The 14,210-nt window shown below is 66.7% G+C and carries 9 protein-coding genes; 5 read left to right on the top strand and 4 right to left on the bottom strand.

All coding sequences use genetic code 11. The features are described from left to right. Positions 1-28: 28 nt before the first annotated feature. From BRAS3809_RS33450 to BRAS3809_RS33440, 3 genes are all read right to left on the bottom strand, one after another. On the bottom strand, positions 29-1,261 hold the full coding sequence (locus tag BRAS3809_RS33450; protein WP_008966441.1) for an SAM-dependent methyltransferase: 1,233 nt from the start codon (positions 1,259-1,261) through the stop codon (positions 29-31). 105 nt (positions 1,262-1,366) lie between these two features. Continuing rightward, positions 1,367-2,203, bottom strand: a complete 837-nt coding sequence (locus BRAS3809_RS33445) for a DUF1365 domain-containing protein (protein WP_008966440.1) — start codon at positions 2,201-2,203, stop codon at positions 1,367-1,369. 7 nt (positions 2,204-2,210) lie between these two features. Beyond that, complete coding sequence (locus BRAS3809_RS33440) at positions 2,211-3,524, bottom strand: NAD(P)/FAD-dependent oxidoreductase (protein WP_008966439.1); 1,314 nt, start codon at positions 3,522-3,524, stop codon at positions 2,211-2,213. A 297-nt stretch (positions 3,525-3,821) separates the two neighbouring features. Between BRAS3809_RS33440 and BRAS3809_RS33435 the strand changes: the two genes are divergently transcribed. Genes BRAS3809_RS33435 through BRAS3809_RS33415 form a run of 5 tightly spaced genes read left to right on the top strand, consistent with a single transcriptional unit; the run spans position 3,822 to position 13,796 of the window. Then, complete coding sequence (locus BRAS3809_RS33435; RefSeq protein ID WP_008966438.1) at positions 3,822-5,345, top strand: efflux transporter outer membrane subunit; 1,524 nt, start codon at positions 3,822-3,824, stop codon at positions 5,343-5,345. Further along, positions 5,335-6,741 carry an efflux RND transporter periplasmic adaptor subunit gene (locus BRAS3809_RS33430; protein WP_035660315.1) on the top strand — a complete coding sequence of 469 codons (1,407 nt, stop codon included), beginning with the start codon at positions 5,335-5,337 and terminating at the stop codon, positions 6,739-6,741. The genes BRAS3809_RS33435 and BRAS3809_RS33430 overlap by 11 nt, the downstream gene beginning before the upstream one ends. A gap of 27 nt (positions 6,742-6,768) precedes the next feature. Continuing rightward, complete coding sequence (locus tag BRAS3809_RS33425) at positions 6,769-9,897, top strand: efflux RND transporter permease subunit (RefSeq protein WP_008966436.1); 3,129 nt, start codon at positions 6,769-6,771, stop codon at positions 9,895-9,897. Continuing rightward, positions 9,897-13,001, top strand: coding sequence for an efflux RND transporter permease subunit (locus BRAS3809_RS33420; RefSeq protein WP_008966435.1), 3,105 nt, complete (start codon positions 9,897-9,899; stop codon positions 12,999-13,001). The genes BRAS3809_RS33425 and BRAS3809_RS33420 overlap by 1 nt, the downstream gene beginning before the upstream one ends. A gap of 39 nt (positions 13,002-13,040) precedes the next feature. Continuing rightward, positions 13,041-13,796: a tRNA-uridine aminocarboxypropyltransferase gene (locus BRAS3809_RS33415; RefSeq protein ID WP_008966434.1), complete on the top strand. Its 756-nt coding sequence runs from the start codon at positions 13,041-13,043 to the stop codon at positions 13,794-13,796. Between the two features lie 71 nt (positions 13,797-13,867). Here BRAS3809_RS33415 and BRAS3809_RS34475 read toward each other — a convergent pair. After that, positions 13,868-14,210: PAN domain-containing protein (locus BRAS3809_RS34475; protein ID WP_201767136.1), on the bottom strand; the 343-nt coding region annotated here is incomplete at its 5' end.

Raw genomic sequence — 14,210 nt, 5'->3', positions numbered from 1 at the left:
GTCTCCAGTGCTGCGTAAGCCGCTGGCATCATGCCCCCGATTTGGCAAACACCACCTGCCGAACGTCGATGTTCCCCGAGAGGAAACCTGCTTCGCAGTAGGAGAGATAGTACTCCCACAGCCGGCGGAAGCGCTCATCGAATCCCGCCGGCGTCAGATCCGGCCAGGCCGCGCGAAAATTGTTGCGCCAGATCGCCAGCGTCTTGGCATAATCTTCCCCAAAGATGCGCTCGCGAATGACGGGGATGCCAAACCGTTCGCCCAGCGACTTCAGGATCTGCGGCGTCGGCAGCATGCCGCCGGGGAAGACATAGCGCTGGATGAAGTCGACCTCGCGCCGATAGTGGTGAAACAGGCTGTCCTGGATGGTAATCGCCTGGACACCGGCGAGCCCGCCGGGCAACAGCCGGTCTCGCAGCTGCGAAAAATATTTCGGCCAGAACTGCTCGCCGACGGCCTCGATCATCTCGATCGAGGCGATACGGTCATAGCGATCGCGCTCGTCGCGGTAGTCCTGGAGCCGGATCTCGACCTTCTCGGCGAGCCCGGCCTCGTGGATGCGGCGCTGCGCGAAATCGCGCTGCTGTTCGCTGATGGTCAGCCCGACCACCTTGGCGTTGAACGTCTTGGCGGCATACTCCGCGAAGCCGCCCCAGCCGCAGCCGATCTCCAGGAGCTTCTGTCCCGGCTTCAGATCGATCGCCTCGGCCAGCCGCTTGTACTTGTTGGTCTGCGCGGCCGTGAGATCCGTCGTGTGCTCCTCGAACAGGGCCGAGGAATAGGTCATGCTGGGGTCGAGCCAGGCCGAATAGAACGCGTTGCCGATGTCGTAATGGGCGTAGATGTTGCGCTTCGCCTGGCGCTTGGTGTTGCGGTTGAACCAGTGCCGCACCAGCTGGGCAAACCGGATCAGCGGCTTGTCCTCCAGCATCGACTGCAACAGATGCTGGTTGACGCAGAACAGATAGAGAAACTGCGTCAGGTCGGGGGTATCCCAGTCGCCGTTCAGATAGGCTTCCGCGATGCCGATATCGCCGCCGTTGATGATGCCCGCGGCGAAGCCGTAATTGGCCAGGATCATCGCCGCCGCCGGTCCCGGCTCGACGCCGCCGAGCCGGACGATGCGGCCGTCGGGCAGCGTCACGTCGAGCGTGCCCTTTCGCAGCCGTGAGCCGAACCCCAAGGCGAGCCGGGGCAGGCGGGGCAGGTCGGCGAGCACCTTGTCGATGGTGTCAGGAGTGACGGGGATGACGTCCGGCATGGCAGGTCCATTTACGCAAACGGCTCTGCGCCCTCCTCCCGTGCGGCTGCCGTCGAGGCGCCTTCGGGGCGTGTGGCTGGAGCAGAGCGTGCCGACCGTTTACGGTCAGCGTTGCGATATATAAGCGTGGCTGTCGTTTCTCGCCAAGCCGGTATCGGTCCCGGAGGCGGACGCGTCGCCGCGCGGCACTAGCCGAACGCCCTTGATCCAGAGCCGCAGCGCCTCCCAGTGGATGGCGCCGAAGATCTTGAGGGTGACGAGCGGCAGAGAGCCGAAGGCCGCGAGCAGGGTGCGCGAGGTCAGGCCGCGGCGGCGGCCGACGAAGGTCGCGGCGAGCAGCGGCCCTTCGGCGCCGGTCTCCAAAATCCGCAACTTCACGCTGTCGTCGGGCGGCGCGACACGGAAATGGTAGCGCATCGCCATGTCGATGAAGGGCGAGACGTAGAATGTCTTGTCCTGCGTCTGGCGCAGCCCGGCCTCGGTGAGCTCGCCCGGTCGCACCGGGATCACATAGGGATTGATCTCGCAGAAGGTGTTGCGGACCTCGTAAATCATCAGCGCCAAGTTGCCGTCGCCGCGATAGCAGAAATACACCGAGAGCGGATTGAAGACGTAGCCGAGCAGCCGCGGATAGCACAGCAGGAGAACGCGTCCCCCGCTCAAATCGACGCCGTGCTCCGACGCGCAGGCCTTTGCGTAGTCCAGCAGCGATGAGCCGTCGCGCCTGCCATGATCGCGCTCGTGAAAGCTGTAGAGGGCGCGGCGGTTGACCCCGAACAGCGCGCTCTGCCGGTCCGCCTCCTCGAGCCGACCGAGATCGATCAGCAGGCTCATGACACGATACTGGAAGCGATGCGTGGTCGGCCGCATCCGGGCATGCATGACCTCGCCGACATACAGCGCGGCAGCCGCCTCGTGAGGTCCCGGTTGGTCCGTGTCCATCTCGAATCTATTCCGCAGCCTCGGCGAGCTCGGCGGCAAGCCCGCGCCATGGGACGGACGCGCCGAGTGCCTCCGCCACAGCGAGGCCCGAGCGCAGCCCGTCCTCGTGGAAACCATAGCCGGTCCAGGCCCCGCAGAACCAGGTGTGGCGCTGCCCCTGAATCGTTGCCAAGCGCTTCTGCGCCGCAAAGGCGGCAGCGGTGTATTGCGGGTGCTCACAGACATATTTGCCGAACGTCAGTTCCGGATCCGGGGCGAAAGGGGGGTTGAGGCTGACGAACAACGGCTTGTCGTGGTCGATGCCCTGCAGATTGTTCATCCAGTAGGTCACGGCCACGTCGTTCATCGGGACGCCCTCGCGCTGCCAGCGCAGGAAATTCCAGGACGCCCAGGCGCGGCGCCGCTTCGGCATCAACCTGGCATCGCGGTGCAGGTAGATCGTGTTGGGCGAGTATTTGATCGCGCCGAGGATACTGCGCTCGTGCTCGTCCGCGTCGGAGAGCATGGCAAGCGCCTGGTCGCTGTGCGCGGCGATGACGACGTGATCGTAGGTGTCGCGGCGGCCGCTGCGGTCCTGGATGACGACACCATGCGGCGAGCGTTGGATCTGGGTGACGGCGCTGCCGAGCCGGACGTGGTTGCGGAAGCTCGCCGTCAGCTTCTCGACATATCGGTGGCTGCCGCCCTTGACGGTCCGCCAGACCGGGCGGTCGTATTGCAACAACCGGTGATTGCTGAAGAACGCCACGAAATTCTCGGCCGGAAATTCCAGCATCTCGGACGCCGGCGCCGACCAGATCGCGGCGCCCATCGGGGCCAGGTAGTCGGTCAGCAGGCGCGGCGCGAAATGGTTGCGGCGGAAATAGTCGCCGAGCGTGAGGCCCTCCAGGCGGCCGGCCTTGAAGTCCGCGGTGCTCTGCTCGTTGAAGGTGAGAATGTCCCTCAGCATCCAGAGATACGACGTCGACAGCAGGTTGCTCGGCTGTGCGAACAGCCCCTTGGCGGTATCGAGCCAGGTGTTGCCGCCGCCCTTCCATTCGAAGCGGCCGGCATCCGCCGTCACGGCGAAGCTCATGCTGCTGTCGACCGTTTCGACGCCGAGGTGGTCGAACAGCGCCGTCAATTCCGGATAGTTCAGCTCATTGTAAACGATGAAGCCGATGTCGACCGAGACGGGGGTGCCGGCATAGTCGATCGTCACAGTGTGGCTGTGGCCGCCGGGTCGGAGATCTCGCTCATACACGGTGATCGGATAACGCTTCGCCAAGGACCAGGCCGCGGCATTCCCCGCGATACCCGTTCCAACCACCGCAACTCGCATGAAGGCCCCCTCAAGTTCACGTGCAAGTTACGGAGCCCCCAAAAAAGGGTTTCAAGAGCGCGCTCCCTGCGTCACACCCAGCCCAAAATGACCGGTAACAGATGAAATCTTGGTAAGGCTCAGACCGCCGGATCGAAGCCTCGGCCATCCGAAAACCCGCTGATTTACGGGAGATTCGTCGATTTCTCGATCAATTCTGGGGATCGCGTGCCCCGGGGACAGGGCGGCTGCAGGGCTGTCCGCCGTCAGGGGCTACAGCTAGAATGAGTCCCAAGACTACAGGGAAGCATCACGCCAGTGCCCATCGTGCCGATTTCCGTCGACGAGCCTTGCCGCGCGTCCGTCCACACGCGGACCGTCGCCGGAAAGCGGGCCAACCGCGCTCGGGCTCGGCTGCGGCATTTTGTCCGCTGGATCGCCGCGCTCGGATTGGCGGCGAACTCCGCGGGCTGCCTGCTGACGCAGGATATCCCCGATCCAGCCCTCGACCTGCCGAAGCGCTACAAATCCGCGTCCGGCGCGGACATGGCTGCCCCGCCGTTGCTGGACTGGTGGCGCGGCTTCGGCTCGCGCGAGCTGACCCAGTTGATGGAAGAGGCGCAGAACGTCAACCTCGACATCGCCGCGGCCGTGGCCCGCTTCCGGCAGGCCGACGCGCTGGCGCGGCAGGCCGGTGCTGCGCTGCTGCCGAGCCTGTCGACCACCGGGCAGGAGACCTATTCGCGTTCGTCCGGCTCGAGTTCGAGCGGGCTGACCAATGGCGGCCGCGAGGTCGTCAACTATCAGGCCTCGCTCTCGGCCAGCTATCAGCTCGACTTCTTCGGCCAGAATCGCGATGCGCTTCAGGCCGCGGAGGAGACGGCCATCGCCAACCGCTTCGACCGCGACGTGACCCAGCTGACCACCCTGACCACGGTCGCCAACGCGTATTTCCAGGTGCTCGCCGCGCAGGATCGCATCCGTACCGCCGAGCGCAACATCGCCAGCGCCACGCGCGTGCTCGAGGCGATTCGCGAGCGCCAGAAAGCCGGCACGGGCAACGACCTCGAGGTCGCCCAGCAGGAGAGCGTGCTCGCCAACCAGAAAGCCGCGGTGCCGCCGCTGCGCCAGACCCTCGATCAGAACGTCAACGCGCTCGCCCTGCTGGTCTCCCGGTCGCCGGAAGGCATCCGCATCAGCGGCGGCTCGCTCGACCAGATCAAGACGCCGCGGGTCACGCCCGGCCTCCCGTCGGAACTGTTGACGCAGCGTCCGGACATCCGCCGCCAGGAGGCGCAGCTGGCCTCGGCCACCGCCAATGTCGGCAGCGCGCGGGCGCAGTTCTTCCCGAGCATCCAGCTGACCGGTAATGGCGGCTATCAGAGCGCAGCGCTGGTCTCGCTGTTTCAGCCGCATGCGGCGTTCTTCAGCCTGGCGGGCAGCCTGACCCAGCCGATCTTCGACGGCGGCAGGATCCTGGGCAATTTCGAGAACGCCAAGGCGCGCCAGGACGAGCTGCTGCAGACCTACCGCAAGACGGTCATCCAGTCTTTCACCGACGTCAACAACGCGCTGTTCTCGATCAAGCAGACCACCTTGCGGCTGCAACTGCAGCGGCAGGTGGTCGCGGCCTCCCGCCGGGCCTTCGAACTGTCGGAGCAGCAGCTGCGCGCAGGAACCGCCGACATCGTGACCGTCTTGAACACGCAATTGACCCTGTTCCAGGCCGAGGATGCGCTATGGCAGGCGCAACTGGCACGCCTTCAGGCGTATGTGAGCCTGTACCAGGCGCTCGGCGGCGGCTGGGAGCCGCGCATGGAGAAGTCGGCCGATGCTCTTTAAACCGGATGAAAAGGGAGCAGGGGTCGTGAAGCGCGCGCGTTCGAGCGTGGCCCGGCGGCTGGTGTCGATCACGATCACGCTGCTCATCCTCGGCGGCCTCGGCTATATCGGCTGGATGGCCATGCAGCAGAAGCAGCAGGCCAACAACCGCTTCGCTCGGCCCGATCTTCCCGTGCCGGTGCTGGCGGCGTCTCCGACGATCAAGGACGTTCCCGTCTATCTCGACGGCGTTGGCTCCGTTCGCGCGCTCAATACCGTGACGGTACGCTCGCAAGTCGATGGCAAGCTGATCGCGGTCAATTTCGTCGAGGGCCAGGACGTCAAGCAGGGCGACGTGCTTGCCGAGATCGACCCCGCGATCTACCAGGCGCAGTACGACCAGGCCGTGGCCAAGAAGGCCCAGGACGAGGCGCAACTCGCCAACCAGAAGCTCGATCTCGCGCGTTACGAGCAGCTCGCCGCCAGCAGTGCCGGCTCCAAGCAGCAGGCCGACACCCAGCGCGCGGTGGTCGCGCAGCAGCAGGCGCTGATCAAGGCCGACCAGGCCGCGATCGACAACGCCGCGGCGACCTTGAGCTACACGAAGATCGTGGCGCCGCTCTCGGGGCGAGCCGGTCTGCGCCAGGTCGACAAGGGCAACATCATCCGCGCCTCGGATACGACGGGCCTGGTGGTGATCACGCAGCTGCAGCCGATCGCCGTGCAGTTCAGCCTGCCGCAACAGCAGATCATGCGGGTCAACGCCGCCGCCGCCAAGGGACCGCTTGCCGTCGACGTGTTCGGCAATGACGGCGTGACGGTCATCGATACCGGCACGCTGCGCGGCATCGACAACCAGGTCGATCAGACGACCGGCACGCTCAAGCTCAAAGCGGAATTCCCCAACGCCAAGTTTCAGCTCTGGCCCGGCCAGTTCGTCAATGTGCGCCTCAAGGTCGAGACGCTGACGCAGGCGCTGACGGTGCCGACCTCGGCGGTGCAGCGCGGGCCCGCCGGCACCTTCAGCTATGTCATCGGCGATGGCGACATCGCCGCGGCGCATCCGGTGACGGTGGTGCAGCAGAACGAGAGCGAGGCCGTCATCGCGAGCGGCTTGAGCCCGTCCGATCGCGTGATCACGACCGGCTTCGCCAATCTCGCCGATGGCGCCAAGGTCGTGGTCGGCCGCGCCGACCAGGCCCCGCAGGTCGACCTCGCGCCGCGCAAGCGCGGCCGCAATCCGCAGGGCAAGGACCAGGCAAAGGATCAGGCGAAGGAGGGCAGTGCACCTACCGAGGGCGCGCCGAAGGATGGCGAGCGGCGGCGCCGGCCGCAAGCCGAGGGTGCTACGGATGCCGGCGGGACGCCATCCCAGGGAGGTGGCGAGCAGGGCCGCAGCGCGAGGCCGCAGCCATGACCCGGTGCGGTTGACGAGGCCCTCGCGATGAGCGTCTCCGAACCCTTCATCCGCCGCCCGATCGCGACCTCGCTGCTCGGCGTCGCGCTGCTGATCGGCGGCCTGCTGGGCTATCTCGCGCTTCCAGTCTCGGCGCTGCCGCAGGTCGACTTTCCGACCGTGCAGGTGACGACGCAGCTACCCGGCGGCAGCCCCGACGTGATCGCCTCGCTGATCACGGCGCCGCTGGAGCGGCAGCTCGGCCAGATTCCGTCGCTCTCGGTGATGAACTCGACGAGTTCGTACGGCGTCAGCCAGATCTCGCTGCAATTCGATCTCGGGCGCGACATCGACGGCGCGACGCAGGACGTGCAGGCCGCCATCAATGCCGCCGCCGGCGTGCTGCCGAAATCGCTGCCCTATCCGCCGACCTACGCCAAGGTCAATCCGGCCGATGCGCCGGTGATGACGCTCGCGCTGACCTCGGAGACGATCTCGCTGCGCGCCATGAGCGACATGGCCGACACGATCCTGGCGCAGCGGCTGAGCCAGGTCTCCGGCGTCGGCCGGGTGTCGGTGCTGGGCGGCCTGAAGCCCGCGGTGCGGGTGCAGGCCGATCTGGCGCGGCTCGCCGCCTATGGTATCTCGATGGAGGATCTGCGGGCCGCGATCGCGGGCGCCAACGTCTCCGGGCCGAAGGGCTCGCTGGATGGCGCGCAGCAGGCCTATCTCATCACCGCCAACGACCAGATCGCGGCTGCCGACGCCTACAAGCCGATCATCATCGCCTATCGCAACGGCTCGCCGGTCACGATCGGCGATGTCGCGACGATCGTGGACGGGCTGGAGAACGACCGCACCGGCGGCTGGTACCAGGGCGTCCCCGCGGTCATCCTCGACATCCAGCGCCAGCCCGGTGCCAACGTCATCGACGTGGTCCGGCAGATCCGCGCCGAGATTCCGAAGCTGCAGCGCATCATCCCGGCGGGCGTGAAGCTCGACATCGTCAGCGACCGTACCGTCACGATCCGCGCCTCCGTTCACGACGTCCAGTTCACCCTGGTGCTCAGCGTCGTGCTGGTCACGCTGGTGGTGCTCTTGTTCCTGCGTTCGATGCGCGCCACGATCATCGCCGGCGTCGCGCTGCCGCTGTCGCTGATCACGAGCTTCGGCGTGATGTATTTCGCCGGCTTCAGCCTCGACAACCTCTCGCTGATGGCGCTGACGATCGGCACCGGCTTCGTCGTCGACGACGCCATCGTGATGATCGAGAACATCGTGCGCCATATGGAGAACGGCGAGAGCGCGATGAACGCCTCGCTGCGCGGCGCTCGCGAGATCGGCTTCACCGTGATCTCGCTGACGGTGTCGCTGATCGCGGTGTTCATCCCGCTGCTGTTCATGTCGGGGCTGGTCGGCCGCATGTTCCGCGAGTTCGCGCTGACGCTCACGATTGCGGTGGTGACATCCGCTGTGGTGTCGCTGACCCTGACGCCGATGATGTGCTCGCGGCTCCTGAAGCATGCCAGCGAGGAATGGGTGTTGCCGGGGCTGAACGCGATCAGCCGCTTCATCGACCGCACGGTCGCCGTCTATCACCGCAGCCTGCTGTGGGTGCTGGACCGGCAGACCGAGACGCTGGTCGTGACCTTCGCGACCCTGGCGGCCACGCTGGCGCTGTACGTCATCGCGCCCAAGGGCTTCCTGCCGCTGCAGGACACCGGGTCGATCACGGCGGTGACCGAGGCCGGCCCCGACGTGTCGTTCGCGGAAATGACCAAGCGCCAGTCGGATGTGGCGGCCGCGATCCAGGCCGATCCCGACATCGTCGGCGTGGTCTCGGTCATCGGCGCCGGATCGGTCAACCCGACCACCAATGTCGGCCGCCTCGTCCTGACCTTGAAGCCGCTCGGCGAGCGCAAGGACGGGGTCGCCGAGGTGATCGCGCGGCTGAAGGCAAAGATTTCCGGCGTGCCCGGCATGACCGTGTACTTCCAGCCGGTTCAGGACGTGCAGATCTCGACCCAGGCAAGCCGTTCGCAATACCAGTACACGCTGACCGGCGCCGATGCGGCCGAAGTGTCGAAATGGGCGCGGCAGCTGGTCGCCGAGATGCGCCGCGATCCGCTGTTCCGCGACGTCTCCTCGGAAGCGCAGGAGGGGGGCTTGCGCGCCGAGCTTTCGATCGACCGGCAGCGCGCCGGCCAGCTCGGCGTCAGCCTGCAGGCCGTCACCGACACGCTCAACGATGCCTTCGCGCAGCGCCAGATCTCGACGATCTACGGCCAGGCCAACCAGTACCGCGTGGTGCTGGAGGCGCTGCCGATGTACCAGCGCGATCCCTCGATCCTGTCGAAGCTGTATCTGCCCGGGGCCGGCGGCCAGGTGCCGCTGTCGGCGGTGGCGAGCCTGAAGCGGACCACGACGCCGCTGGCGATCTCGCATCAGGCGCAATTCCCCGCGGTCGCGCTGAGCTTCAACCTTGCGCCCGGCGTGGCGTTGAGCGAGGCGGTCGACGCGCTCCATGCCACCGAGACCCGCATCGGCATGCCCGGCAGCATCATCGGCGTGTACTCGGGCGATGCCGCCGAGTTCGCCAAGTCGCTGGCCGGGCAACCCTGGCTGCTGCTCGCCGCCGTCATCACCATCTACATCGTGCTCGGCGTGCTCTATGAGAGCTACATCCATCCGATCACGATCCTGTCGACCCTGCCGTCGGCCGGCGTCGGCGCCATTCTCGCGTTGATGCTGTTCGGACAGGATCTCTCGGTGATCGGCCTGATCGGCATCATCCTCTTGATGGGCATCGTCAAGAAGAACGCGATCATGATGATCGACTTCGCGCTGGAGGCCGAGCGGCACGAGAGCCGTACGCCGACCGACGCGATCGTGCAGGCGTGCCTGCTGCGCTTCCGCCCGATCATGATGACGACGCTCGCCGCGCTGTTCGGCGCGCTGCCGCTGGCGATCGAGAGCGGCACCGGCTCGGAGCTGCGCTTCCCGCTCGGCATCTCGATCATCGGCGGCCTGCTGCTCAGCCAGCTTCTGACCCTGTACACGACGCCGGTGATCTATCTCGCGCTCGACCGCATCAACCGCCGCTTCGAGCGCGCGCTGCCGCCCGCGCCCGACCTGCCGTCGCCGCCGATTGCGGGCGCCACCGAAGGCATCCAGTGATGGCCTCGCTCTCCGAGCCCTTCATACGCCGGCCGGTCGGCACCACCCTGCTGTCGATCGGACTGTTCCTGGTCGGGATTGTCGCCTACATCTTCCTGCCGGTGGCGCCGGTGCCGAACGTCGATTTCCCGTCGATCTTCGTGACCGCCTCGCGCCCCGGTGCCGATCCCTCGGTCATGGCGGCGACGGTCGCGGCGCCGCTGGAGCGGCGCCTCGGTGAGATCGCGGGCGTCGACCAGATCACCTCGACCAGCTCGCTCGGGCAGACCAACATCCAGATCCAGTTCTCGATCGGCCGCGACATCGACAAGGCGGCGCGCGACGTGCAGGCGGCGATCAACGCGGCCTTGTCGGACCTGCCGAGCGATCTGCCGGCTTTGCCGCGCTTCCGGAAGGCAAATACGGCGGCGGCGCCGGTGTTCGTGCTGGCGCTGACCTCGAAGACGATGTTGCCGAGCGCGATGTATGATGTCGCCGACACCGTGCTGGCGCAGCGGCTGTTCCAGGTGCCGGGCGTGGGCAACGTCACGGTCAGCGGCGCCGACCAGCCGGCCGTGCGGATCGCGCTCAATCCGGTGGCGCTGGCCAATGCCGGCATCTCGACCGACGACGTCAGGACCGCGATCATCAGCGCCAACCCGATCGGGCCGGTCGGCATCTTCGAGGGCGGGCGGCAGAGCGAGACCATCGCGGTCAACAGGCAGATGCGGACCGCGGCCGAGTTCCGCGACATCCTGATCAAGAGCAGCAATGGCAGCTTCGTGCGGCTTTCGGACGTCGCCGACGTCGAGGATTCCGTGCGCAACGTGCGCTCGATCGCCTGGTTCAACAAGCAGCCGGCGGTGCTGATCCAGATCGCCAAGCAGGGCGATGCCAACGTCATCGAGACCATCGACCGCGTGAAGGCGCTGCTCCCCGAGCTCAAGCAATGGATCCCCGCGGGCATCGAGATCTCGACCCTGATCGATCGCACCGGGACGATCCGCGCCTCGGTCGAGGACATGCAGTGGACCCTGCTTGCGACCGCGGTGCTGGTGATGCTGGTCGTGTTCCTGTTCCTGCGCCGCCTCGTCCCCACGGTGGCCGCGGGCGTCTCGGTACCGCTGGCGCTCGCCGGCACATGCGCTGCGATGTGGCTCGCCGGATTCTCGATCGACAATCTCTCGCTGATGGCGCTGGCGATTTCGGTCGGCTTCGTCGTCGACGATGCCATCGTGATGATCGAGAACATGTACCGCAATCTCGAGCATGGGCTGTCGCCGATGCGCGCGGCGCTCGATGGCGCCCGCCAGATCGGCTTCACGGTGTTGTCGATCAGCCTGTCACTGGTGGCGGCCTTCGTGCCGCTGATCTTCATGGACGGCGTGGTCGGCCGGCTGTTGCGCGAGTTCTCGCTGACGCTGACCTTCGCGATCGTGGTGTCGACCCTGGTATCGCTGACGGTCACGCCGATGATCTGCGCGCACTACATCAAGGAGACGCTGTCCGAACGCGCCACGTTGTTCGACCGCATCGTCGAAGGCACGCTGTCGGGCATGGTCCGCTTCTATGCTTGGACCCTGCGCGGGGTGCTGATCTATCCGTTCCTGACGCTGCTCGTGTTCTTCGCCACGATCGCGCTCACGGTGACGCTCTACATCAAGGTGCCCAAGGGCTATTTCCCGACCGACGATTCCGGCTTCATCATCGGCGCCACGCGCGCGTCCGCCGATATCTCGTTCCAATCGATGCTGGCGCTGCAGCAGCGGCTCGCCGACATCGTGATGGCCGATCCCGCCGTGGCCGGTCTCGGCTCGACGATCGGAGGCGGCGGCGGACCGGGCGGGGCGACGTCGAACCGCGGCACCATGTTCATCAACCTCAAGCCGCCGGCGGAGCGCGAGGGCGTCTCGACCGAGCTCGTGATCAACCGGCTCCGGCGCAGCCTCGCCATGGTGCCGGGCATCCGTCTCTTCATGTTCGCGGCACAGGACGTGCGCGCCGGCGGCCGGCAGAGCGATTCCGACTATCAGTACACGCTGACCAGCCCCGACCTCGATCTCCTGCAGAAATGGGCGCCGATCGTCGCCAAGCGGCTGGAGACCGTCGACGGCATCACCGACATCTCCAGCGATCGCGATCCCGGAGGCTTGCAGCTCGCGCTCAGGATCGACCGGCAGAAGGCCGCGAGCCTCGGCGTGCGCGTCCAGGACATCGACAACGCCCTCAACAATGCGTTCGCGCAGCGCCAGATCTCGATCGTCTACAGCCAGCGCAACCAGTACATGGTGGTGCTGGAGATCGATCCGAAGTTCCAGACAGATCCGTCCAATCTCGACCGCATCTATGTGGCCGGGGCAGGGGACGCGCAGATCCCGCTCTCGGCGCTGGTGAAGGCCGAGCGTGGGCTGTCGCCGCTCGCCGTCTACCACTCGCAGTCGTTTCCCTCGACGACCGTGTCGTTCAACCTGCTGCCCGACGTGCCGCTGCAGGCGGCCACCGCCAACATTCAGCGGGCGGTCGACGAGCTGCATATGCCCGAGGGTATCCGCGGCGGCTTCGACGGCAATGCCGGCGACTTCAACAAGGGCAGCGGCCGGCAGCCGCTCCTGATCCTCTCGGCCCTGGTCGCGATGTATATCGTGCTGGGCGTGCTCTATGAGAGCCTGGCGCATCCGCTGACGATCATCTCGACCTTGCCCTCAGCCGGCCTGGGCGCGCTGCTCGCCTTGCAGGTCACCAACACGCCGCTGACCGTGATCGCCTTCGTCGGCATCATCCTCTTGATCGGCATCGTCAAGAAGAACGGCATCATGCTGGTCGACTTCGCGCTTGAGGCCGAGCGCCAGCGCGGTATGTCCTCGGCGGACGCGATCTTCGAGGCTTGCCGGGTGCGCTTCCGCCCGATCCTGATGACCACGCTGGCGGCCCTGTTCGCCGGCCTGCCGCTGGTGATCGCGACCGGCCCCGGCACCGAACTGCGCCGTCCGCTCGGCATCACCATCATCGGCGGCCTTCTGGTGTCGCAGATCCTCACGCTCTACACGACACCCGTGATCTATCTCCTCATCGACCGGCTGCGCCGCCGCTCGGCGCCGGAGCCGCTCGTCGCGCCGGCGGAATGAGCCGTTGTCGTCACCCTTGCGGACGCGTATAGGCGCGCCATGTCCGACCAGCCTCATGACCACCCGCCGCTCGCCGCCGAGCCGCCGCCCGACTGCCCGCGCTGCCAGAAGCCGCTGCCGCTGTGCATCTGCGACAGCGTCACGCCGCTCGAGAGCCGGCTGGGGCTGTTGATCCTGCAGCATCCGCAGGAGCAGGACAGGGCGCTCGGAACGGCGCGGCTCGCCGCGCAGCATTTCAAGAACGCGGTGGTGAAGGTCGGGCTGTCATGGCCGAGCCTGGCGAAGGCGCTCGGCCGTCCCGTCGACGATCCATCACGCTGGGCGATCCTCTATCTCGGATCGGCCAAGGCCGCCGATCTGGATCCCGACAGCGAGGTCGTCGCGTTGACCCGCAAGGGCGAGGTCGCCGAGAATCAGCGCGGCATCCTCAAGTCCATCGAGGGCGTGATCCTGCTCGACGGCACCTGGAGCCAGGCCAAGGCGCTGTGGTGGCGCAATCCATGGATGCTGAAATGCCAGCGCGTCATCCTCGGGCCGCGCCGGCCCTCGCGCTACGGCCACCTCCGTCGTGAGCCGCGGAAGGACGGGCTCTCGACCATCGAGGCGGCGGGCATGCTGATGGCGGCCCTGGACCGGCGACCGGAGATCGCCACGGCGCTGGAGGCGAGCTTCGAGCGCATGCTCGTCCGGTATCGGGAGGTGGAAAAGGCGCAGCCGGAGCTCACCCCGCGGCCGAAACCGCGGCGGCCGCATCCCTCCCGCGGCGGCAAACGCCGCGGCCGCGCGTCGCCGTGACAGCGACGATCGCTGTCGATCCGTCCTCCGCTCCGGGACGGGAAGGACGGCTTGAGGTCAGCCGGATGCCGTCAGCGCAACTTCGTCCCTGACACGCAACAAGCGTCGACCGAAACGGCGGGAACGACATTCTTCAGCCAGCAGACGGCGCTCGGTCGCTGCAGGCCCGGCCTGACATAGGTCCAGGCGCTGCATTGATCGGCTGCCTTGCAGGCGTTCTCGCAATCCTCGACGCGGTCCGTCCTGACATCAAACGACGAATAATCACCGCCCCATCGGTTTCTGTCGTGTTCCCGGTCGCTCATGCCGACCACGGTGCTGACGGCGACAACGGGCACGGGTCGTGCCGGCTCGAGAGTTTTCGAGATGTCCGGCGGCAGGAAGCCCAGTCCAATGAACACCACGCCGAAGATG

Source organism: Bradyrhizobium sp. STM 3809 (assembly GCF_000239795.1).
In the GTDB taxonomy this organism is placed as follows: domain Bacteria; phylum Pseudomonadota; class Alphaproteobacteria; order Rhizobiales; family Xanthobacteraceae; genus Bradyrhizobium.
The sequence above is the reverse complement of the archived record's forward strand: the minus strand, read 5'-3'. Positions and strand labels throughout refer to the sequence as shown.

Bases quoted from the DNA above. Each gene is read 5' to 3' on its own strand.
- BRAS3809_RS33450 (WP_008966441.1), bottom strand. From the start codon at position 1,261: ATGCCGGACGTCATCCCCGTCACTCCTGACACCATCGACAAGGTGCTC.
- BRAS3809_RS33430 (WP_035660315.1), top strand. From the start codon at position 5,335: ATGCTCTTTAAACCGGATGAAAAGGGAGCAGGGGTCGTGAAGCGCGCG.
- BRAS3809_RS33440 (WP_008966439.1), bottom strand. From the start codon at position 3,524: ATGCGAGTTGCGGTGGTTGGAACGGGTATCGCGGGGAATGCCGCGGCC.
- BRAS3809_RS33445 (WP_008966440.1), bottom strand. From the start codon at position 2,203: ATGGACACGGACCAACCGGGACCTCACGAGGCGGCTGCCGCGCTGTAT.
- BRAS3809_RS33420 (WP_008966435.1), top strand. From the start codon at position 9,897: ATGGCCTCGCTCTCCGAGCCCTTCATACGCCGGCCGGTCGGCACCACC.
- BRAS3809_RS33425 (WP_008966436.1), top strand. From the start codon at position 6,769: ATGAGCGTCTCCGAACCCTTCATCCGCCGCCCGATCGCGACCTCGCTG.
- BRAS3809_RS33415 (WP_008966434.1), top strand. From the start codon at position 13,041: ATGTCCGACCAGCCTCATGACCACCCGCCGCTCGCCGCCGAGCCGCCG.